The sequence below is a fragment of the Paenibacillus sp. S150 genome, assembly GCF_019352175.1.
Lineage (GTDB): Bacteria > Bacillota > Bacilli > Paenibacillales > Paenibacillaceae > Paenibacillus_AQ.
Map to the genome: position 1 here is coordinate 39313 of NZ_JACBYI010000012.1, position 22213 is coordinate 61525.

The 22213-nt window shown below is 55.6% G+C and carries 23 protein-coding genes; 7 read left to right on the forward strand and 16 right to left on the reverse strand.

The window, feature by feature from the left end:
* Window positions 1-6: 6 nt before the first annotated feature.
* A complete protein-coding gene (locus HYD27_RS13310) occupies window positions 7-1815 on the reverse strand; it encodes a vWA domain-containing protein (RefSeq protein ID WP_219215860.1) in 1809 nt (602 codons plus the stop codon).
* A gap of 300 nt (window positions 1816-2115) precedes the next feature.
* Here HYD27_RS13310 and HYD27_RS13315 point away from each other — a divergent pair, with 300 nt between their 5' ends.
* From HYD27_RS13315 to HYD27_RS13325, 3 genes are read left to right on the forward strand one after another with little or no spacing between them, the layout of a single operon-like run.
* Window positions 2116-2268 carry a hypothetical protein gene (locus HYD27_RS13315; RefSeq protein ID WP_219215862.1) on the forward strand — a complete coding sequence of 51 codons (153 nt, stop codon included), beginning with the start codon at window positions 2116-2118 and terminating at the stop codon, window positions 2266-2268.
* Entirely contained in the window at window positions 2255-3184 is a 930-nt protein-coding gene (locus HYD27_RS13320) for a hypothetical protein (RefSeq protein WP_219215864.1), read from the forward strand. Before HYD27_RS13315 ends, HYD27_RS13320 begins: the two co-directional genes overlap by 14 nt.
* Window positions 3185-3234: 50 nt before the next feature.
* Window positions 3235-5031, forward strand: a complete 1797-nt coding sequence (locus tag HYD27_RS13325) for a hypothetical protein (protein WP_219215865.1) — start codon at window positions 3235-3237, stop codon at window positions 5029-5031.
* 117 nt (window positions 5032-5148) lie between these two features.
* Here the strand turns inward: HYD27_RS13325 and HYD27_RS13330 are convergent, their stop codons facing one another.
* Window positions 5149-5481 (reverse strand): hypothetical protein, encoded by a 333-nt coding sequence (locus HYD27_RS13330; RefSeq protein ID WP_219215867.1) that lies wholly within the window; start codon window positions 5479-5481, stop codon window positions 5149-5151.
* Window positions 5482-5809: 328 nt separating this feature from the next.
* Here HYD27_RS13330 and HYD27_RS13335 point away from each other — a divergent pair, with 328 nt between their 5' ends.
* Together HYD27_RS13335 and HYD27_RS13340 are read left to right on the forward strand one after the other, a co-directional pair.
* The gene (locus HYD27_RS13335; protein WP_219215869.1) at window positions 5810-7051 is read left to right on the forward strand and encodes an FprA family A-type flavoprotein; all 1242 of its coding nucleotides are present in this window, start codon (window positions 5810-5812) and stop codon (window positions 7049-7051) included.
* A gap of 1116 nt (window positions 7052-8167) precedes the next feature.
* On the forward strand, window positions 8168-8398 hold the full coding sequence (locus HYD27_RS13340) for a hypothetical protein (protein ID WP_219215871.1): 231 nt from the start codon (window positions 8168-8170) through the stop codon (window positions 8396-8398).
* Between the two features lie 105 nt (window positions 8399-8503).
* Here HYD27_RS13340 and aroB read toward each other — a convergent pair whose 3' ends face one another.
* Entirely contained in the window at window positions 8504-9652 is a 1149-nt protein-coding gene (gene aroB, locus HYD27_RS13345) for a 3-dehydroquinate synthase (protein ID WP_219215873.1), read from the reverse strand.
* Window positions 9653-9863: 211 nt separating this feature from the next.
* On the opposite strand from aroB, the gene HYD27_RS13350 reads away from it, so the two are divergent.
* On the forward strand, window positions 9864-10616 hold the full coding sequence (locus tag HYD27_RS13350; RefSeq protein WP_219215875.1) for an SDR family NAD(P)-dependent oxidoreductase: 753 nt from the start codon (window positions 9864-9866) through the stop codon (window positions 10614-10616).
* A 63-nt stretch (window positions 10617-10679) separates the two neighbouring features.
* Entirely contained in the window at window positions 10680-11174 is a 495-nt protein-coding gene (locus HYD27_RS13355) for a class I SAM-dependent methyltransferase (protein WP_219215877.1), read from the forward strand.
* On the opposite strand, the gene HYD27_RS13360 is transcribed toward HYD27_RS13355, so the two are convergent.
* The 13 genes from HYD27_RS13360 to HYD27_RS13420 form a co-directional block, all read right to left on the reverse strand.
* Window positions 11155-11496, reverse strand: coding sequence for a YoqH family protein (locus tag HYD27_RS13360; RefSeq protein ID WP_228745113.1), 342 nt, complete (start codon window positions 11494-11496; stop codon window positions 11155-11157). The two genes, HYD27_RS13355 and HYD27_RS13360, sit on opposite strands and share 20 nt — an antisense overlap.
* 177 nt (window positions 11497-11673) lie before the next feature.
* Window positions 11674-12060, reverse strand: a complete 387-nt coding sequence (locus tag HYD27_RS13365) for a hypothetical protein (protein WP_219215880.1) — start codon at window positions 12058-12060, stop codon at window positions 11674-11676.
* On the reverse strand, window positions 12057-12575 hold the full coding sequence (locus HYD27_RS13370) for an NUDIX domain-containing protein (RefSeq protein ID WP_219215882.1): 519 nt from the start codon (window positions 12573-12575) through the stop codon (window positions 12057-12059). Before HYD27_RS13370 ends, HYD27_RS13365 begins: the two co-directional genes overlap by 4 nt.
* Window positions 12576-13038: 463 nt before the next feature.
* Complete coding sequence (locus HYD27_RS13375; protein ID WP_219215884.1) at window positions 13039-13239, reverse strand: hypothetical protein; 201 nt, start codon at window positions 13237-13239, stop codon at window positions 13039-13041.
* A 296-nt stretch (window positions 13240-13535) separates the two neighbouring features.
* Window positions 13536-15047: an MFS transporter gene (locus tag HYD27_RS32015; protein WP_228745114.1), complete on the reverse strand. Its 1512-nt coding sequence runs from the start codon at window positions 15045-15047 to the stop codon at window positions 13536-13538.
* Window positions 15044-15682: a cysteine hydrolase family protein gene (locus HYD27_RS13385; protein ID WP_219215886.1), complete on the reverse strand. Its 639-nt coding sequence runs from the start codon at window positions 15680-15682 to the stop codon at window positions 15044-15046. Before HYD27_RS13385 ends, HYD27_RS32015 begins: the two co-directional genes overlap by 4 nt.
* Window positions 15683-15720: 38 nt before the next feature.
* Window positions 15721-16773, reverse strand: coding sequence for an ABC transporter substrate-binding protein (locus tag HYD27_RS13390; RefSeq protein ID WP_375373915.1), 1053 nt, complete (start codon window positions 16771-16773; stop codon window positions 15721-15723).
* Window positions 16774-16815: 42 nt separating this feature from the next.
* Window positions 16816-17703: an ABC transporter permease gene (locus tag HYD27_RS13395; RefSeq protein ID WP_219215888.1), complete on the reverse strand. Its 888-nt coding sequence runs from the start codon at window positions 17701-17703 to the stop codon at window positions 16816-16818.
* Between the two features lie 129 nt (window positions 17704-17832).
* A complete protein-coding gene (locus tag HYD27_RS13400) occupies window positions 17833-18615 on the reverse strand; it encodes an ABC transporter ATP-binding protein (RefSeq protein WP_219215890.1) in 783 nt (260 codons plus the stop codon).
* A 105-nt stretch (window positions 18616-18720) separates the two neighbouring features.
* Window positions 18721-19095, reverse strand: coding sequence for a Na-translocating system protein MpsC family protein (locus HYD27_RS13405; protein WP_219215892.1), 375 nt, complete (start codon window positions 19093-19095; stop codon window positions 18721-18723).
* 953 nt (window positions 19096-20048) lie between these two features.
* Window positions 20049-20972: an ADP-ribosylglycohydrolase family protein gene (locus HYD27_RS13410; RefSeq protein WP_219215895.1), complete on the reverse strand. Its 924-nt coding sequence runs from the start codon at window positions 20970-20972 to the stop codon at window positions 20049-20051.
* On the reverse strand, window positions 20969-21175 hold the full coding sequence (locus HYD27_RS13415) for a hypothetical protein (RefSeq protein ID WP_219215897.1): 207 nt from the start codon (window positions 21173-21175) through the stop codon (window positions 20969-20971). Before HYD27_RS13415 ends, HYD27_RS13410 begins: the two co-directional genes overlap by 4 nt.
* Window positions 21168-22166 (reverse strand): Gfo/Idh/MocA family protein, encoded by a 999-nt coding sequence (locus tag HYD27_RS13420; RefSeq protein ID WP_219215898.1) that lies wholly within the window; start codon window positions 22164-22166, stop codon window positions 21168-21170. The genes HYD27_RS13415 and HYD27_RS13420 overlap by 8 nt, the downstream gene beginning before the upstream one ends.
* Window positions 22167-22213: the final 47 nt, after the last annotated feature.

A 22213-nucleotide genomic window follows, 5' to 3' on the forward strand; every position in this document is an offset into this window, starting at 1 on the left:
CCCCCTTTATATCAAATACTCCAGTAAAATCGTCTTGTCCACCGTCTGCAGCGCCACCGAAATCCGGTCGCCGCTCTTCAGCTCCAGGCCCCGTGCCGCATCGGCAACACGCCCTGATCTTTCCACGGAAATATCTTCACTGCCGCGAAGCAGCAGGCGGTCATTCTTGCCCGGAGTGAACGCAAGCTTCTCGCTCTCCTTCAGCTCCGGTGCCAGCTGCAGCAGCTGATGGAGGGTGAATTTACCCCGGAAGGCCGACAGCTTCTTGTACTGCGGATAGGTTTTCTCGCCGGTATTGCCGTCCAGCACTTCCACTACCATCTGCCCGACAAAGCCGCGGTTTGATTTTTGGCGCAGCAGCCACAGCACCACTGCCGCAGCGAGCACCAGCACAATGCCGCCGATAATATAGTAGAGCGTGTTGGAAGAAGAATTATCCAGTGCAGGCTCGGTCCCCCCTGGTGCCGGACTTGCCGCCGCCCCGGTCTTGGCATTGATTGTGAGCACCTCGCTTTCGCGGTAGAAGCTGCTCTCCTCGGCGCGGACCTTCAGCTCATAATTATGGTCCTCCGCAATTTCAAAACTGCCCTTGAACTCTGCGCCGGAGTTATCCATGGGAAGCTCCTGAACCTTGCCCGTATCCGTATCGGTAACGAGCAGCACCGCCTTCATCTCCTGATACAAATTGCCGAGTGTTACCTGGGCTCCATTGCTGGACAGATGCGAGGAAATTTCGACGGTGTCGCCTTTCTGGTAGGTCTTGGACGGCAGCGCGTCCAGCTTAAGCTCCAGATCATAGTTGAATACGAGATTGATATCGATCTTGTCCTTCGGCACTCCCTTTACCTGCAGCTTCCAGTCCCCCTGTTCCGGCGACAGCAGCTTGATCAGGCTGTACGAGCTGGACTTGGAGAGCAGCACATCATCGGACGGAATGGCCGCTTCCTTGCCGGACGGGTCTGTCAGCTTGGCTGTAACAGGCTGTGCGGACATAATGGAGATGTTGGCCTCCAGCACACTGCCGTTGGGCACATTTACCGTGACCTCCTGATAGCTGCCATCCGCTGTTACGGACTGCACCGGAACGACCTTCAGCTTCAAATGATCGGCAAAAATCTCGCTGAGGATCTGCGGCAGATCCTCAGCCGAATCGGTCACGAACGTCTTGCCGCCCGTCTGGCCGGACAGCCCGGCCAGTATCTCCTTATTCAGCTTGCCATCAGCATTGAGTCCTATAGTATAGACCGGATAGCCTTTCTGCTTGGCGGCAGCCACCGCAGCGTCCAGCTCCTGATCGGACTGGCTCTGCGTCCGGCCGGCGGCTTCATTAAGGTCGTTGTTGCCGTCCGCCAGCATGACGATCATCGGCTCATGGCCCGGCTCGCTGCCGTTCTCCAGCACCTTCACGGCTTCCTTCATCCCGACGGCGATATCCGTATAAGCGCCCCGGTCCAGGCCGTCAATGAAGTCCTTCAAATCCTGCTTGTCGGAGGCAGAGCTGATGCCAAGCAGCGCCTTCTCGCGCTGCACCTTGTCGGTATAGGCCACAATTCCGACCTTATCGCCTTGCGCGGACAGCATATCTATAAACATTTTCATCGCTTCATTTGCGATCTTGTTCTTGTCGCTCTTGTTCATCGAATTGCTGACATCGATCAGCAGCACGGCATCAATATGAGACGGTGCAGCCGACGCCGCCCCGGCTTTTCCGGCCGCAAACGGAGAGGCAGAGATGCACAGCACCAGCAGCAGCAGAAAAACAGGCCGCAGTATGTTCTTGGAAGTTCGCGAAATACAAAGCTGTGTACGAAGCATAAATAGGGCTCCTCTTGTGTTAAATTAGGACAAACACGGCAGGGTTGCCGGTATAGCTAAATTCTGTCAGCCAGCATGCCATTATGATATAATTAAACCTTGTAAACTTCAACTTCAGGACCGCAGGACCAGGGCTGCATCTACAGAATTGATGTTCCGGTATTCGCTCGGCTAATATAAAGTATAGGCTAAGTTCCTGAATATTGGATTAAAACGCTGTAATCTGGCTTCAGCCGGGGAATCACAAGCCTCTATCAGACCACCCCGCCGCCATGCTTCCAGGGAGAAAGGAAGAGTTCCATGACTTCATACGCTATTCTCGGGATTACGTTGCTGTATGCTGCCATTCAAATCATCATCTATGCTTCACGCCAGCGCAAGCCGCTGACCCGTGACGATATTGATGAGCGGCTGCTGGCTGCGCTGAACGGAGGCGGCCATGCCCATAAATAAGAAGAAACCCGTGACCTTCCGGCCCTTCAAGGCCCCCCGTTATTCCTATGACAAGCTGCGCATCTGCCGCCGCTGCGGCCGTTATACCGTGCTCGGTGAGGAACGGTGCGGCAAATGCGGCCATGCCTCGCTTACTGCTGTAGAGAAGCAGGCCGCAGCCATTGCCGGACGCAAAATGCACACCCGCCTTCTGCTCGTGCTGCTGCTTACCCTCGGCTCCGTCTATTTCGGCCAGAGCCTGCAGCAAATGGCCCTGTGCGCCGCCTGCGGCATTGCAATAGCCGGGCTGCTCTTCTATGCGCAGCGCAAAGTGCGGCAGAACGAAAATCTGTACGCCTTGAATAAGCTGCTGGGCCGCAGCATTGACGGTATCAAGGAAGGCCTGGAATTGGACCGCCAGGAGGCTGTGTCCGTACTGCGCGAGAATGATGTGCTGGCTTATGAGAAGCTGCGCGAAATCTCCATCCTGCTGCGCGGCGACCGGATCTCCCGCCAGCGGGTCGCCCTGCTCCACGGCTTTCAGCTGCGCAAGGATATGTATCTGGAGCTTGAGCAGCTGCTGCTTAAGGATTTCGAACCGCTGCTGGCCGAATATATCGGCGAGATTGCCAAAGTGCAGCCGGAGCTCATCAAGGACCGCACACTGCGCTATGTCAAAACCTATGAGGTGCAGATTCTTCAAATGGACCGGGGCGCAGCCATTCTGACTGCCGTGGCCGGAGCCGCTGTACGCTTAAAGCGTTATGTGCTGCTCTATTCCGGCATGATCGGAAGATACATACAGGAGCTGCCCAAGGACCGTTTTTTGCGCTTGTCCAGGATGGTCTCCGCCAGTCCGTACGAAGCATGGAACGGGCTTGACCTCAAGGTCGCCGAAGTCCGTGAAGCCAAGTACCGTTATGACCCCGATTTTTAATAACAAAAAAAGAGTAGCTTATTACATAGAACAAAGGAGCTACTATTAATATGACGATCAAAGAATTCTTAACCCTGCGGAATATTATGACCATTCTGTGTATATTGATGCTTGTACTGCTCGGGCAGAAGGGTTTCAGGCTCCACAGCAAGATCGAGACGGTGCGGGAAGCCGGGCGGCTCTATGCCGCTGGAGACCTGGTCGCCGCCGAGGATCAGTACCGCCAGGCTGCCGCGAATTCCTCCATGCCGTACAAGGAGGAGCTCATCGCCGCAAGGCTTGCGGAGCTGGCTCCGGTTACAACGATCCGCAACGGACTGAACACACTGGCGCTGACGATTGAAGACCAGCTGACCGTTAAGGATTTCAACGGATTTATGGAGAGCTATGCCGCTCTCTTAAGCCTCAAAAGCCAATATATGAAACCGGGCGGACCCTATGAAGCCTATTATCGCCAGCTGGCGGCGGATTCAGGCGTTTCAGACCGGCTGGGGACAGGCTTCCGGCAGTTCTCGGCGCAGTTTCTCGCCGAGCTGGCGGCAAGCCAGAACGGCGGCAGCGGCGAAGACAGCGGAAGCACCGGTGACGGGGACAGCTTCAAATGGAATCTGCTGCGGATTCCCGATGTGTATCTGGGGGGAACGGACGCCAAAGAAGAGCTGCTGGCGGCGAAATTCAAGACGCATGATACAGCCCGGCTGAAGGTGCTGGCGGCAGCAGGCAGCTTCTCCCCCATGCTGGATTACGCCTTGTCCCTTGCCGATGCTTACAGCAGCCACAGCTATACGGCACCCTGGGTGACCGTTCAGATTGAAGAGAGTGCACAGGCCATTCTGGACAAGGATGTGGACGGCGGCCAGATTGCCGCCTTCTCCGCCCACGCCGCAGCGTACCGCAAATATGCCGCAGCGGCCGGCCTCGCTTCCTCCAAGGTGCTCTCCCTGATCGACAGCAGCGCCGCGAGGCTGGTCCGCAGCGCTGCAAGGCTGGTCCGGAACGGCGGGTACGCGGAAGCGGTTCAGCTCTATGAGGAGCTGGCCCCGCTCCGGGATACCGCCGCGGACATCGCCGCCGCCCGGCTGGCCTGGAACCTCGCGGAGCCTGTGCGGCTCCTTCCCGGCGGTGACACGCAGGGCAAATATGTGCAGACCGTTTCCGTAGGCGGAAGGTTCGGTTCCCTGATCGCTGTCGCCGGTACGGACACCGGCGGCCGCCTGTACTACGCGGATATGAGCGAGGACGGCCTCATCTCCACGCGGACCGGAGATATTCTTCCGGGCTTTGAGCAATTGGACAGTCTTGCTTTTGATGACCAGCTCTCCGCCTACTCCGAAGTGCCGGTTGTGGTTGCTGAAGGCAGCCGCGAAGACGGTCGGACCTCTTATACGGCCTACAACATCAGGCCTGAGGGGATCTCCCTGCTCTTCTCGTTTGCCGGGGACAGCTACGGGCTGCAGCCGGAGGACGGCTCCATCCGGGTAGCCAATGCGGACATGGGGGACAGTGTGGACGGCCAAACAGCGGTCTACCGCCAAACAGATGGCGTCTACCAGCTCTCCGGAATATATCAGGAGTTTCCTTTAATCCATGCCTCTGAGCTGGAGCTTCATCCCTTTGAGACAGTTACCTTGAGTATCAGCAGTTATATCGATTCCACCGGCAGGCCCGTTGCGGAAGCGGACGGCCGTTACCTGGCCCTCCAAGGAAATGTAGGCTCTGTTACAGGTCCCGCCCTGGCAACCGGCCAGTTCCGGAATGGCTATGATTATGCCGGGACAGAGGCCGGGGAACAGTATGTGCCTGTATTTGTAGTCGAAACCATAGACAGCTTGAGCCTTGTGCCGTAAAGTACGCGTTCAGGCAATACAAAAGAGAGCACGGAATATGGCATCCATGCCCTCTTGTATCTGCCTGTAAAATACGTCCTTCCTGAAAGCGAAGACCGGTTTCAAACCAGCCCGGCTTCAATGCCGCCCGGCTCTGGCAAGCTGCGGCTTCCTTTTCCTCCCCAGCAAACGGTGATAGCGTTTCTGTGTGTAGAGCACTTCACCCGCTGCCGCCAGGGTTTCCCGGACTTCTCCAAGCACGGCCTTGGTCTCCTGCACAGAGGTTTTCATCCGGCCGATCTCGGACTTCACCCCATCCGAGCGGAGCTTCGCTTCACCCAGCGTTTCCTGCAAATCCGACTTGATGTCATCCATGGGCTTTTTGAGACCTTCTACCGACTGCTTCACCCCATCCAGCGAACGCTTCAGCCCATCGATACTGTTTTTAAATTCCTTTAACGGATTTCCCATCCGTACCTCCTCCTCCATCGTGAACTGTCTACTAACCATTACCCCTTGTATCAGGAATAGATTCACATGATGTTTTCATCGGATTGTCAAATATAAATGGGCAACACCGCATTTTGGTCAAATTTTTATACAAAAATGCTCCGGCAGCTTCCGGTTTGCCCGCTTTATAAGCTTCGACCTCTCGTCAGTCTGCAAACCGGTGTAACATTACCTTACGCAGCCTGGATTCGTATAACCACTTGCCGTCTCCGGGTATGATTTATATCAGTTATTTCAGCCCGTTTTACTGCTATGGTATTGGAAAATTTAGAGAGCTGGAGGGAAAACTATGTACTGTGTTCAAGAGATTGCCCCCGCGGTTGTATGGGTCGGAGGCAGCGACAAACGTCTGGAACGGTTCGAGAATATGTTCCCGCTGCCCAATGGCGTAGCGTATAACTCGTATCTGATCCTCGATGAGAAGACTGCATTAATGGATACCGTGGATTCCGCGATCAGCGCCCAATTCCTGGAGAACCTCGGGCATGTGCTGCAGGACAGAGTCCTGGATTACCTGATTATCAACCACATGGAGCCTGATCATTGCGCCAATATCGAGGAGCTGCTGCGGCGTTATCCGGACTTGAAGCTGGTCGGCAACAAGAAAACCTTTCAGTTCATGGAGCAGTTTTACACTTTTAGCAAGCCGGATAACTACTATATTGTCAAGGAAGCGGATGAGCTGTGTCTGGGGGAGCGGACCCTGCGCTTTGTCATGACTCCTTTCGTGCATTGGCCGGAGGTCATGTTCACTTATGAAACAACGGGGCGCATCCTCTTCTCCGCCGATGCCTTCGGCTGCTTCGGTTCCCTCTCGGGAAACATATTCAGCGACCAGACCGATTTCGAAGGCGTATATCTGGAGGAAGCCCGGCGCTATTATGCCAATATTGTCGGGAAATATGGCCCCCAGGTACAGAAGGTGCTGAAGAAGCTGGCAGGATATGATATTCAAATGATCTGTCCCCTGCATGGGCCGGTCTGGCGTGAAAATCTGCCTTTTATTCTGGACAAATACCGCCAGTGGAGCAGCTATCAGCCGGAGAAACCGGGAGTTGTGCTCGCCTATGCTTCCATGTACGGCAATACCGAAAATGTGATGAATCTGATCGCCGCGAAGCTATCCGCCAAAGGGGTGCAGGATATCCGCATGTACGATGTGTCCAAAACCCATCCTTCATATATCATTTCGGATGTCTGGAAGTTCAGCCATCTGATCCTGGGCTCGCCCACCTATAATCTGGGGCTGTACCATGGGATGCAGGCGCTGCTCCATGAGATGGCGGCCCTGAATTTGCAGAACCGCAAAGTCGCACTGGTCGGCAACTATACCTGGGCGAACGCCGCCGTTAAAGAGATGAGCGGGATTATAGAGAGCATGAAGTCTATGGAGTTCATCGGCGAGCCGTTTGAAATCCAATCGGCCATGAAGCAGGAGCAGCTGCCGCAGCTTGACCTGCTGGTGGAAGAAATCCGTGCCTCATTAAGCGCAGACTACGTGGAATCGCCGGTGGAAATTCCGTTGATCTGAGGGCTGTTGCCAGATGAACAGCCGCGTAAGAAGAAACGCCTTCGCCGTCCTTGACCTGGCAGCGCAGCTGTTTGCATTTCAGGTGTAAGGCTGGCTGCGCTTCCCTGGCTCTCAGGTTTCCCTGGCCGGCTGAAGCTCTTCCTCCCCGATCCCTCAGACCTTTCTGCTGAGATCCGGCGGCTAAGCCCAAGTGGAAAAAGTAAACTTAATCCCCACATTCCCTTTTTTGCTTGCGTTAGTGGGAAAAAGTATAACTAAGGCAGCGCATTCGGCTCCTGGATCATCCCTAGTGGGAAAAAGTACAACTAATCCGGCTGAAATCAGCCATTTGGAGGGAGCGGGCTTCTATTAAGTGTACAAAATCCCACTAAAGCCCGTTAAAGCCCGAATTCCAGCCTATTAGTGTTACTTTTTACACTTCGCTTTAGTTCCCTATGAACCTCCTTGCGTTCCATCAGCTTGTTCAGGTCCGCCAGTTCCATTCCTATACATTCAATTACCTTGTTGGCTCAACACCAAAATCAGCGGTTGACGAGATGAATGAAGTCCGCTGCGGGTTCAGGGGGTTCTTCCGGCCGCTGCTAAAGCCCGGTTTCCTGATTGGAATAAGATTACTGGTTGAAAACGGTCTTTAAAGGCGGACACTATCGTTTCTCCAGAATTCCTCTGGCCCTCCGCTATGTCCGCACTTAATGCCGGCCCCTAATTTTTAGATGGAGCCGACTTTTTTTCACGATTCCTTTAAGAGTTTTCCGTCCGTGTAAGTGTACTAATTCTTACGAATTCCACTTCATTCACTCCATTCCACTTCACGTCCCTGCCTAGTAGCGGCCCCGGTTGGACCCGCTATATCCCCGCTTCCTCCTGCAAAACATAGAAACCACAGACTCTGCACCATTCAGCACAATTAGGACGCATTATAATTTCGCCCTAACTTCATACCTGCCTTATCCACAATTGACGAGAAGCATAATTTCCTAAACGACAAGTGGAAGCGGCTTCGCCGTCCTTATAAGGGACGGGGCGTTTCAGCAAGAAAGATAAGGCTAATTTATAGCGTGAAACATATAATTTCTTATCTTTCAAGAAAGACGCCTATCGGCGTCCTATATAAGAATGCTGCCATTTCAGTGGGGAGGAGAAGAATCATTTCGCGCTGATTCCACCGTCCAGCCGGCTTCTAGGAGAATCAAAGGCACTTCTGCCTCTGATTCCCTCGTCCAGCCGGCTTCGGGCGAAATCAAAGGCACTTCTGCCTTTGGTTCCCTCTACCTGCCCGCTGCGGCCAACGCAATCGCGCAGTTTGCTTGGCCGAAGTCCCGATCCATTCGTTCAGCGCAGCCGTGAAATAGTGGATAAGCTTCGCTTCCTCCAAAACATATAAATTCTTATCTTTCCGGCTTCAGCCGCCGGATCAGCGGCAGGCATGCCGCTGATATGTTAAGCCGCGTCTCAGGCCTGCCGCCCCCGCAGCTCCTCCAGCAGCGCCAGCACCTCCGCTTCCTCAACCGGAACCGAATACGAGCCGTCCGCAAAACGCTTCATCGCCCCTATGCCGTCCTGGAATACAAAACGGATGCGGCCGCTGCGCACTTTTTTGTCCGTATACATCTTGTCCATCAGCTGTCTGTGCGAGACCGAAGCGGGGATTTCCGTCGGTAAGCCGGCCTTCCTGAGCAGAGCAATCACACGCTCCGCCTGCTCTCCGGTCATGTACCCGCGCTTCACCCCCAGCTTCGCCTGGATCACCAGCCCCACTGCAACGGCTTCTCCGTGCATCAGTGTGTAGCCGCTTACCGCCTCGAGCGCCCGGCCGGCCGTATGGCCCAGATTGAGAATCTGCCGCAGGTTGCTCTCATACTCATCCTCTTCCACCACCTCGTATTTGATCCGGCAATTGGCAAGCGCAATCTGCTCGCAGACCTCGGTGTCCAGCACCAGCTGACCCCGGTCGGAAATGACCTTGCCTATATTCTCTTCCAGATAACTGAAAAAAACGGCATCCGCCAGGCAGGCATGCTTAATCGTCTCGGCCAGGCCGCTTCTGAATTCGCGTGCGGGAAGCGTGCGCCAGGCGGCCAAATCTATATATACCTTGCGCGGCTGATGGAAGACGCCGATCAGATTCGTCGCAACCGGAGTATTCACACCTGTTTTGCCTCCTACAGAAGCGTCGGCTGCTGCCAGCAGAGTGGTTGCATAGTTGAGGCTGGGTACCCCCCTCCCAAAGGTTCCGGCCAAAAATCCGGCCAGATCGGTCACCGCCCCGCCGCCCACGGCGATGATGCAAGAGTCCCGCCCGTAGGCACGGCTTAACAGCTCATCCTCCAGCAGCGCTTTCGTTTCCCGGGTCTTGGACGCTTCGCCTGCCGGAAAAGAAAATAAATCCGCCTGAAAACCATTTTGCCGCAGCAGCTCCAGCAGAGGCCGCCCATACAGCGGCTCCACCGTAGAATCCGTTATAATTGCGTATTTACTCACGTTTGGCACCAGACCCTGCTGCAAATCCGCAAGCAGCGAATCGAACAGCAGCTCTCCGATCTCAATTTCATAGGAGCTATCAACTACCTTTTTCAGCACAACCTGAAAGCTTCGGGACATGACAAAACCTCTTTTCCTCGAACTTGGAGAACATTGTAGATAAGATTCGCCCGGAACGGGAAATTCTCCTGCTTATGAAAGGCAGTCAAGACCGGCGCCAGATGAAAATGGGTGTGACTTATGCTAAACTTGCGGTTGGAACTGCGGGACATCCACGCAGCCCATACGTTTGCAAGACAATAGCCATTTTGCAGCAAAAGGGGAGAGATTCATGGTCAATGTACAAGGAAAATGGGCACTGATTACGGGAGCAAGCAGAGGCGTGGGTTATCAGACGGCCATATTTATGGCGGGTCAGGGCTGCAATCTTATTCTCCACAGCAGGGATCTCGCACACACGGCAAAAGTGGAGCAAGAGGTTAGGGCACTGGGGGTTGAAGCCTATTGCGTACACGCCGAGTTGGGAAATCACGAAGAAGTGGTTGCCATGCTGGATGAAATCGAGGCCATGGGCACCGTTGTCGATATAATTTTCAACAATGCCGCCGTCCAGATTGCCTACAGAACCGATTACTGGAACACGCCGGTCGATGATTTTGAGCAGAGCTTCCGGATTAATTTCATTTCCGCCGCCACTATTTGTAACCGTTTCATTCCCAAGATGATCGGACGCGGCTTCGGACGGGTGATCAATACCACCAGCGGCATTAAAAACGAGCCGGAGCAGGCAGGCTATGCAGCCAGCAAAGCGGCGCTCGACAAATTCACCAAGGATCTGTCCTCCCGGCTGGAGGGAACCGATGTCATCATCAGCTTAACCGACCCGGGCTGGTGCAGAACTGACTTGGGCGGCCCGAACGCCCCCAGTCCGGTAGAGAGCGTAATCCCCGGGATTGCGGTTGGGGCCTTTGTGGATGACAGGAAAAGCGGGCGGTTCCTGCATGCGCAGGGCTTTACCGGCATGACCCTTGAGGCTGCCGTAGCCAAAGCGGAAGCCATGGAAGCTGCGCCATACGTCATCTGATACAGTTTCTGCCGTTTTGAAGCCTGCCGCCAGGAAACTAAAAAAATCATTTCAGCTGAGCTTATGGCGGCGAATCCGGAGCTGTTATGCTGCCCGCTGTGCAGCATTCTTGCCCCTTCCAATTACGCCGGATTCCAGCGTCTGCCTGCTCCTGGCGGAAGCGTCGCCAAGATCATTCCCGGTCCGGGTTATCTTCAAGAGCTGCGCGGGCTGCTGTATGGCCGCTCAAGCAAACCGGCGCACTCGAACAGCAGTGAGCTCCGGGAACGCTTCAGCGAGTCTTTTGAAATCACCAAAACCCGGCGTTTCCAGTACAAGGTCAGACTTAAGCCCCCTCTCCTTCAGCAGCTGGTGAGGATGACTCCCTTGTCCTGGGCGGCGGAAGCGAAGCTTCGGTCCGTGCTTCAGCTTCAGCGGAATGCACTGGAAATTCCGGCAGCTTTGAGCGTGCTGGCTGGCAGGAAGCCGCTTTATAGACCTAATGACAAAGAGGGTGCCCGCCCGGGCACCCTCTTTCTTTTATCAGGCTATATAAACTTCACTTACACTTGCTCATGACATTCTCTACCACTATGGGACCCAGAGTATTGGTTCTGGAATTGGAAAGGCGGACCTGTACGGCAGCACGCTCCAGCGGACCCGAAATATCATCGATCCTGCCTGCCCAGGTTGGATTCCCCGTTGCGGCAGGAGCCGGATACAGAGGGAAGCGCCAGCTGATCTCACCCGGCACTTGGGCAAATCCCTCATACCTGTCGTAATTCCCCAGAGAAGCCGGGTCCGGCAGATATTGAGCGTGAATGCTCAGACTGGTTCTCTCACCCCCGGCATCCCTGACTACACGATAGGCAAGGGCAACACCTTTGGCGTTGACAGGCATGTTTTCTTTGGCGTCCAGTATAAGGCTGCATGGGTATGGGCTTGCCTGAGGCGCAGCCTGTGCGGTCGCGGGCAACATCGCAGCAAGCAGCAGAGCACAGATGAGTAACAGAGATTTTTTGATAGGTCTCCCTCCTTTTTTGAAGGGATATTCTTCCCAAATGACACAAAGATATACTTATTCATCTATATAAGCTGGACTTGATAAGCTGAACTTGAAACAATAATAAATGGCAGCCATCTTAGAGCTCCATCCCCGATCATTTCCCTGCTCCAAAAGTGACAGCGGCAGCTCATATCCCGTAACCGGCCCGGGGATGGGATCACCTTTTCTTTTGGCCGCCAGCATGATGCCGGTTTCATCCGGAACAATCATATCCGCTGACCGGATAATGTGCTGCGGCAGCTCATCGGATGGTCTGCGCCGGCGAGATTTCCGGATTGGCGTGATTAGAGGAAACAGCCTGCCCCTCCGTTTCCCGATGTGTTCAGCCAAATGAAGGGTCATCTCCTTAAGTGCCGGCTTGGAGAAAGGCGCACCCATAATAGTCACCGTTCCGTTCATAAGCTCACCCTGCCTTCCCAATCCTCCAGCACCGACCAGCTCATTGCAGCTTGTCCCTGCGAGGCGTGCATGGTGCCTATATAGGTTGTATTATTATGTATTCCTGTCTCCAAATAATGCCGCATCACTTCTTCGGTGGAGGCTGTGACCGGTTGGTGGGATGCCGTTCTGCAGTCCACCCACGACAGCCTTCCCTCTTCACTCTCAACGAGTTCGCTGTCCGCCGCTACCTTGCCTGTAAAAATGTATTGTATGCGGATTTCCTGATCATCCTTCATTCTATGCACGATGTACCGGAGCGCCAAGCCGGTAAGCGCGTGTTCCTCCAGGCCTGTCTCCTCTTCAATCTCCCTTAGGCAGGCACGCTTCGGATCGCCGGTCTCGCCGCCCACAATATGTCCTCCGATGGGAACAAGCTGTCCGGGAAGAAAACGGCTGTTTACTTTCTTTTGCAGAAACAGCACCTCATGGTGCTCATTAAATAACAAGGCTACGGCCATTTGTCTAAGCAGCATCCGCGTTCACCTCTATAAAATTAATGTCAGCTATTTACCTGTTCCTGTAAAAAGTATTGCCAAGGAAAATTATACCATGCATTTCCGGAATGGATAAGGACATCCTCCTCCCTGCCTGTTTAGATACGCGCTTCACAGCAATTGAAGCGGTGCGTGTCTGATCGCACCCTGCTGAAGTTGCAGCAAGGTCTATAGTGGAAAAAGTATACTTAATTCAGGCCGCCAGACGCTTTTAGCAGTCATTAGTGGGAAAAAGTAACCTTAGATCGGTCCGTATCGCCCTAAAAGGAGAGAATGGTTCGAAATAGGTGTACAAATTCCCACTAAGAGAAGGTGCAGAGCGGATTTTCGCGAAATAGTATTACTTTTTCCACTTGGCAGGCTCAGCTGTTCAGCCTCCAATGAGTCTTACTGCTGCATTCCCTGGACTGTGTATTCCTGGTCAAACGTCACTTCGGGAAAATCAGCCGACGGACCGTCCAGCAGTGTCTGCGGCTTGTTTTTCAGATATTGGTCGAAGAAGGCTCTGATATATGGCATAGGAGCGGGTGTTATCGGCAGTATGCACAGGGCCCATGCCTTTGGCACACAGCTTCGGAGACTGCAGCGCAATATCCGTAAAGCTCTGACGGTTGAAATGATCAATCGTCAGATAGCAGGTCACTTGACCCGCCTCCAGGCGCCGCCGTCTTGGCACCTACATAATGCCAGGCGCCGCTGCAAGGATGGCCAGATTGATGATGGAGGGCAGGCTGCAGCAGGAAACCGAAGAATAATTCATGGCATAAAATATATAAATATATTTAAGCAGGAACCTCCGCCCGGACGGGTGGAGGTTCCTTGTACGTCGTTCACAGTGAAGCCCAGCCAACAGCGGCAGAGCAGCAAATCAGGCTATTAAACATTTCCGTTGCAAGAGCCGGGCAGCCACAGGCTTTATTGCCCCCCGGCCTCGCCCCCTTATGCCCTCACGCCCTTGCGCTTGCCGCTGCGGCGGAAGATATGCAGCAGCCACGCACCGGATAGGCCCACTGCGGCGGAGCAGGTCAGGAACACCGCCATATAGCTGCCGTTCGAACCGGAAGCCCCGCCGCCGATCACCAGGCCGCCGGCCGCTGTACCGAACATCATCCCGATGTTGCGCGACAGCGCCAGAATACTGCTGACCCTGCCGAGTCTGCTTCTGGGCGCAAGCCCCATTACGATGCTGGTGTTCGGCGAAGTGATCATCCCCATCGCGCAGCCGAGCAGCACGACCGGAAGCACCAGCGCGCCGGCTCCAAGCGCAGGCGCTGCCAGCCCCAGCGCCAGCAGCGTTCCGCTCATGAGCAGCAGGCCTGCGGTCAGGATGCCCAGCGGCCCCTTGCGGTCCGAGAGGCTGCCGCTGAGCGGAGCCGTCACTACCAGCGCCAGCGGGTAGCCGATCATAATCAGGCCGACCAGGGCCGGCTCGGCCCCGGAGAGCCGGAGCACCGAAGGCAGCGCCAGCTGCGCGGCGAACGCCGCCATATACGTGATCACCGTAATGGCAATGCCTGCGGCAAAGCTCCGGCCGGCCGGCAAGCTCTGCCCTTCATCAGCGGGCGGAGCACTCCGGGGGTCCGGCACAGCGCGGCTATGGGCGAGGCCCCCGCTCCGGACCTGGCCGGGCAACGGCGCATCCGCCGCCGCGTCAGCTCCTTCAGCCGCGCCGCCCCCCGCCCCATGCGAGGCTCTCGCCTGTGCGGCATAACCCGCTGCCGCACCGGCTGCCGCTGTGAACAGCAGCAGCACGGGCAGCGTCAGGAATGAGGATCTGCCGCCGAGATCGACGGCGAGCATCAGCGAGGACAGGCAAGCCGCGAACCATACCGCCTTGCCTATATCCAGCTTGCCCCCGGCCAATTCCGCATCCTGCGGAATCAGCTTCTGGGCAAACACGCCCACAACTGCCGCCACTGCCGCCAGCAGCCAGAAGTTGCTCTCCCAGGAAAACCACTGGATCAGGAAGCCGCCCAGACCCGGGCCGGCCATGGAGCCTGCCGCCACAAAGGTGCTCATCAGTCCAAGCGCACGGCCGCGCTGCTCTTCAGGAAACACCGAAACGATCAGCGCCATATTGGTCGCCTGATACATCGAAGCGCCGATGCCCTGGAGGACCCGGAATCCGAGCAGCCAGGCGGCATTCGGGGCGAGGGCACAGCCCAAGGCCCCGGCGGCAAAGGCGAACAAGCCGAAGTTATGCACCTTGCGGCGGCCGATCTTATCCCCGAGGCGTCCCATGACGGGCAGCAGCACAGAGACCACGAGCAGGTAGATGCTGACCACCCATTGGGCGGAGGCTACCGGAATCCGCAGCTCCTGCGAAATATCAACCAGGGCAATATTGAACATCCCGGCGGAGAGATTGGACAGGAACGCGCCGAGGCAGATCACCACCTTCACACCCGAACGGTTCACCGTCTGCTTGGACACTGCTGCCGGGAAGGTCATAGCATCTTTTGCAGCGGGGTCTGGTTCCAGATGTTCCAGTTAGCTTCGACTTCCACCGCTGAAGCAACAACCCCGAAGTACCCCTTCATATTCTCCAGCGTCATCTCATGCGCCGCTTGGGAGTAGGATGCGCAGGCATCTCCGACCAGCACGATGTGATAATCCAGCATGAAGCCGTCCCGCGCAGTCGATTCTACGCACACGTTGGTGCTGACTCCGGTCATGATCAGCGTTTCGATCTGGAGTGAACGCAGCACGGAGTCGAGGCGGGTATGGATAAACGCGCTATACCGGTGTTTGTTGACGACAATTTCTTCGGGGAGTGGGGCGACCTCATAGAATTCAGCCCCCCAGCTCCCCCTGCGGCAGACGCCCATTGAGCCGCGGCCGGACCTTGAGGCCCATGCCGGCGAGTCCGTGGCTTTCTCATGAAACGTCTGGATGTAAATCACCGGGACCTCCTGCGCCCTGGCCGCCGCGATCAGTCCATGCAGGCGCGGCATCATCTCGCTCACGCCGGACACATCGCTTCCGCCCGCAGCCAGCGCGCCTTCCGGGTGGCAGTAGTCATTCTGTACATCTACTATAATCAGTGCGGTTCTATCCGGCATAATCAGATCGGCAGTTAATTCCATCGTCGTCACCTCTTTATTTTTTGAAGGCCGTGCGGCACTTACTCAGCCGCTGTCTTGTCCACAAACTGCATGTCTACAAGTCCGTCGTATGTGTATTCGCCTTTATAAATCCCCGTCTTGACCATCACCGTCATATCCTTGTCCAGCGCTTCCTCCGAGATCACCCCGTCCGGGCTCCAGAGCCGGTCTTCATATGCCCGGTCAAGCGCGGCCTGCGCCGCCGTATCCGAAAGGGTCGGAAATTCCTCCTTCAGCACCTTCATCGCCATGTCCTTATCGTTCTGTATGGACTTCAGCGCTTTGACTACCGCATTAACCGCTTTTTGCACCGTCTCCGGGTCCTTCTCCAGCGTAGACTTTTTCACACTGAGCACAGAGTATGCATAATCGCCCATATCATGGAATTTGTAAAAAGGCTCGTCCCACACGCCTTTATCCATCCCGTCGCTGATCTGCGGTTCCGCGCCGTTCGCAATCTCAGCCGCCCCCTGCTGGACCATGGCTACCACGGTCGAACCATCCGCCGGCTCCAGCAGCCGGACATCCTTTTGCGGGTCCAGACCCAGCTCCAGCAGCAGATATTGGGTCAGCAGATTCGGCGTGCCGCCATGCCGCCCGGCATTTACCTTTTTGCCCTGAATAAAGGCTTTTAATTCTTCGTCAGAGCTGCCCGCAGGGGCAGTCCCCTTCTTGGCCATCAAATACACATTCGCACGGTTGACAACATTGCTCACGGAAATGATCGGATCGGAGTTGCCGATATTCGCCAGGGCATTGGATTCCGGCCCGCCGATGACACCCCAGGCATCCCCGCTGACCACCGAAGTCACATGTGCGCCTCCCGCCGCCTGCAGCATCTCCACCTCAAGCCCTTCCTCTGCAAAATAACCCTCGCGCTGGGCCACATACAGCGGCAGATAGCCGGTATAATGCAGCGGCTCGGCAATCACCAGCTTTTTCAGCTCTTTGCCTGCTTGACCGCCGGCGGCGGCACCGGCAGATTCGTTTCCTTTGCCGGCGCAGCCCGGCAGCAGAAGCATAATGGAAATCCCCAGCAGAACGGCGGACAGCTTGTTTTTGTTCACATTCATCATTTGTTTCTCCCCCTTGAATTAGTCTGGCGCCCACCGGCCTTATGCCTTCTTCATTCCGTACCCCCTGGACAGCCACTTCTCCAGCAGCACAACTCCCATGTACATTACCATCGACAGCGCCGACAGAACGGCCACACCCACCCAGACCAGATTAATATCCAGAATCGTCCCGGCATAAATGACCATGCGGCCGATCCCGTGGCTGGAGGCGATAAACTCTCCCACGATGGCGCCGGCCAGCGACAGGGCGATGTTAATCCGCAGACTGCTGATCATCCAGGGCATGGCCCAGGGAATGACAACTTTGGTGAACACCTGATGGCGTTTCGCCCCGAGGGAATACATAAGCTTCTCCATCTCCTTGTCCACACTCTGCACCCCGCTGTGCGCCGACAAGGCCGCAACCACCACTGTCATGGCAAAAGCGAGCGCAACCTTCGAGAAAAAGCCGATGCCCAGCAGAATCACCAGGATGGGCGCCAGCGCCAGCTTCGGCATTGCATTCAGCAGAATCAGAAAGGGCTCGCTGATCCCCGCAAATTTGCGCGACCACCAGAAGGAAAGACCGAGCAGCGAGCCCAGCACGGTGCCGCCGATAAAGCCAAAAATTGTCGAACCCGACGTATACGCAATATCCTGGAGCAGTGTGCCCTCTGTGATCTGCGTCCAGGTCGTACTCAGAATGCGGACCGGGCTGCTCCAATAGTAGGAATCCAGCCAGCCGGTCCGGGTGAACAGCTCCCAGCAGAGCACAACCAGCAGCGCTACTGTCAGACGGCCGGTGCCTATGATCCTCCGGGTCCGGCGCGCGGTTCCCTCTTCGTCCTGGATGAACGGCTCACCTTGCCTTTTTTCCGGCTTCAACGCCGTATTCCCGCCTGTCTCCAGCTTGTGAATGACATAACCTTTCTTCTGAACATTCTCCATCCTCTTGTCCTCCTTCTTGTATGTGCCTGCGCGGCCTGCAAAATCCGGCCCAAAACCCGCAGTGGAAGCATGGCATAAACTATTGCCCAGATAAATTGAAGCCCTGCACATACCCGCTCCGCCTAAAGCTCAAGAGATATGCGCAGCCTGCCCGCCGCCGCCCGACAGCAGATTCAGCAGATGGGCCTTCAGTTCCATGAAAGATGCCGACACAGTATCTTCCTGATGTCTGGGACGCGGCATATCGACGGTGATTTTGGAAATGATCCGCCCCGGCCGCCCGGAGAATACATAAATGTCATCCGAGAGATAGATCGCCTCATCAATATCATGGGTGACGAACAATACCGTCTTGCGGAAGTCCTCCCAAATCTCCAGCAGCCAGTTCTGCATCGTCAGCCGGGTCTGCGCGTCCAGAGCACCGAAGGGCTCGTCCAGCAAAATAATATCCCGGTCATACAGCAGGGTGCGCAGCAGAGCGGCCCGCTGCCGCATGCCGCCGGACAGCTCAGCGGGATAATGTTTGCCGAAGCCCTTCAGCCCATAACGGTCCATTAGGGGCTGGGCCCGGGCCACCGCCTCTTTGCGCGGCACTCCGCGGATTTCCATCCCTAGAATAATGTTGTCCAGAATGGTCCGCCACGGGAGCAGCATATCCTTCTGCAGCATGTAGCCCACATGTCCGGTTTTGCCGATAATATCCTGCCCGTCGGCCAGCACACGCCCCGTGGAAGGCGGCATCAGACCGGCGATGATGTTGAACAGCGTGGATTTGCCGCAGCCGCTGGGACCGATAATGCTGACGAATCTCCCTTCTTCAATGGATAGATTCGTTTCCTGCATGGCGGGCACTTCCTGGCCGTCGCGGCGGAACCATTTGCTTACTCCGGCAATTTCAATCTTCGTTTTCATAGAATCAGCCTCCCGATTTCAAATTGATAACAAAAAAGCCGCCAGCTTCAGGGCACAGCCATAAAGGCCATATCCGAAAACTGACGGCAGGTCGGCTCTCTTCATTCAGAGTTCCAACGTAACGTTCAGGTAATGCTCCAAGTCCTTCTCCAAAATTATGATCGTACCGGAATACTCGGTCTCCACATCATAATCTTTAAGAACGGCTTTGATATCCAATTGAAATTCATCCATAAAAGCCTGCTTGATCTCGCTCTTGAACACTTCATGCAGCACCAGGTTAATTCTCCGGCCGGCCGAAGCATCATGCGTATCCAGCACCTTCAGCACGGGAGCGCGGCTGTTAATGGATAAGATAATAATCTTGTTTCCCACAAAATCGACCTTCTGCTGCTTGACGCCGGCGTTGAACAGCTTCTTGTTGATCTCGTTGTAAATCCGTAAAATATCCTGTTTCCATTGTCCGGCGGAAGCGATCATCGCGGTCACACCTTCATAGCCAAGATAATGTCACATTAGGTCACAAGCACAAAGGAAAATGTATCATCACCCGCCGCTTATACATCATTATAGATAAATTGATAGAGTTGTCAATAAAATAATGTCACATTAAATAACACAAGCAAGAAAATGAATGAATTATGTAATATAATGTAACAGCTGCTTTTATGCATGATAGGTTTCGTCCGGCATTCTTAATGCTAACGGGTACTTACACCCGTTATAGAAGTCAACTGCGTAAAATTGGCCGCCCTGAAGATCATGAGGCAGAGGAAGACAAGGTAAAACTTGATGGTTGTCAGGGTTCAGTGCTGGCGGGGAGCCGCTCCAGGCTTTAAGTGGAAAAAGTAACACTAATCGAAGCTTTTCGGCCCCCTTGGCAGCATGAAGTGGAAAAAGTAACACTAATTCGATCAAATTAGCGATCAGCCGCCGAAATTCCCCAAATTAGGTGTACAAAATCCCACTAATCCCGTTGTGGCACGAATCCCGGAGAATTTAGTGGTACAAAATCCACTTGGCAGTTCTGGTTACGAAGGCTGCGGCGGGGCTTCCGTAACTCAACTCCGGGGAACGATTCTCGCTTTGGCTCTTTAAGTTGCGGATTTGGCAAGCCTTAACCTGGCGGTCATCTATGAAAATTCCATAATTTGTAATATACCGCCTTTTTTCCTTTAGAGACTCTAACAGTGGAAAAAACTTACGGGACGTTGTACTAGCCCGGGCGGGAAGCCGGCGGCGAATCAGCGGTACTAATTCCACTTGGCAGCTGCGCCAAAGTGAACGTTTGTTTTGCCCGGCGGCATCTGGATAGATGGGAGACTCGGGTCAGGCAGGTCCGCTTGCTCATGTTTCAAAATGCCTTGTACAGGAAGAAACGGCACCATCCTTGTAATGGATGGTACCGTTTCAGCGAGAAGTACAAGGATAATCTATAGCGCCCGCTCCGTGAACAGCCGCCCGGCGTAGCCGCTGATCAGCCCGCGCAGAGCCAGCTTGTCCGACCACTCCGCAGGAATGCCGCTCAGGCCGTAATAGGCTCCGGCAATCTGGCCGTAGACTGCTCCGGTCGTATCGGCATCATCGCCGAGATTGACGGCCAGCAGTGCGCCCTCGGCAAAGCTGGAGGACCGGTGAAACGCCCACAGGGCCGCTTCCAGCGATTGCACCACATAGCCGGAGCCCTGAATCTCCGGCGGTTCCTTAAGCTTGTAGGAACCATGCTTAATGTCCAGAATGCTGCGGGACAGCGCGTCCTCATGAAGCCAGCCGCCGAAGGCTTCCGGAGCCAGCATCTCCTGCTTGCTCCAGCCGTGCAGCCCGGCGAGGAGGTAAGCCGCCAGCAGGCGGCAGGCATCCACACACTCTGCGGCTGCATGTGTCGTACGCGAGCTTCGCGCAGCGTACTCTATCGCAGCTTCCGGGTCCTCCGCGTAGTACATGACTACGGGAGCCAGACGCATGATCGAGCCGTTCCCGGCGGCACGAGGATCAGCCGAGCCGCTGCAGGCTTCGCCGCTGTCCTCGAAATGCAGCAGCGCGGAGCGCGTGGCATTCCCGATGTCAAAGCATTCCCCCGTGCTGCTGAGATAGCCCTCGCGGAACCACCTTACATACCGCCGCAGCTGATCGGCGGGATCAAAGCCCGAAGCCGCCAGCAGGCTGTCCGCCAGGCACAGCGCCATAGAGGTATCATCGGTCCATTGCCCCGGCTGCAGCCCGAACACCCCGCCGCCGACAATGTCCTCCAGCGGCGCAAAGGTCCCCGGAGCCTTGAATTCGGCAGTGGTCCCCAGCGCATCGCCCGCTGCCAGCCCTTGCAGGCAGCCTTGGTACCGGCCGCTGTCCAGTGTCATTTCGCACCTCCTGCACTTCTTCTTCTGAACATGGCCGGGAGCCCGCTGCCGGCCAGGGCAATGACCGTATACATGACGGCATAGAACACCGCTCCCTTGCCGCCAAGCAGCAGCAAATAGATGGAGAGCAGAAACAGCAACAGGTAAAGCCCTGTGTGTATGGGCAGCCTAAGCGTTAATGGATGTATCCGACGTTTATTCACCCGGATAGGTGAGCCCCCACCCGGCACGGACCTGATCCAGCAGCTTCAGAATGGCCACCGATTCATCCAGTGTCAGCTCCGGGCTCTCCGTCAGTCCCGCCTGCAGGCAGCGGCCGACTTCCTCGGCTTCAAAGGCATAGCCGATGGAAGCGCGGTCATCCTCGAAGGTCTCCACAAGCTCGCTGCCGGCATACAGCTCGGCGGACTTCGGGTTCACAAAGGAGCCCTTAACGGCAATATATCCTTCCGTTCCGAACACATGTGCTTCCTGCAGCATATTCAGGCGCACCCCGCCGTTCAAGGAAGCCGCTTTGCCGTCTCCATAGGACAGCAGCAATGAGAAGTGCTCGTCCACACCCGTTTCACCTATATGCACAGTGCTGGCTATGCTCTCCGGATGCGGCCCAAGGATCATGGAGGCAAAAGAAATCGGATAAATCCCGACGTCCAGCAGTGCCCCTCCGCCCAGCGCCGGGTTCAGCAGACGGCCCTCGGGATTCCAGTCGGCACGGAAGCCCATATCCGCCTTGACCAGCCGGACGTCGCCGATCCGCCCTGCGGCGATCCATTCCCTGACCTTGGCATTGGCCGGAATATAGCGGCTCCACATGGCTTCCATCAGGAACAGCTTATGCTCACGGGCATACGCCACGATTTCCTCCAGCTCAGCGCTGTTCACCGTGAACGGCTTCTCGCAGAGCACCGCCTTGCCGGCACGCAGCGCGAGCAGCGCGTTGTCTTTATGAAAAGGATGCGGCGTCCCGATATAGACAGCATCCACCTCCGGATCATTTACCAAATCCTCATACGTGGCATGGGCAACGGAAATGCCGTGATTTTTGGCAAACTCGTCGGCGCTTTCCTGATTCCGCGAACCTACCGCATAGGCAATCCCGTTGCTGGTATGGGCCAGATCGGTTACGAACTGATGGGCGATCCAGCCGGTGCTGAGAATTCCCCATTTTACCTTGTAAGCGTTATCGAGTGTCATTGATGAATCCTCCTTATTAGTAAGCTCGGGTCCTTTTGATTCTATCA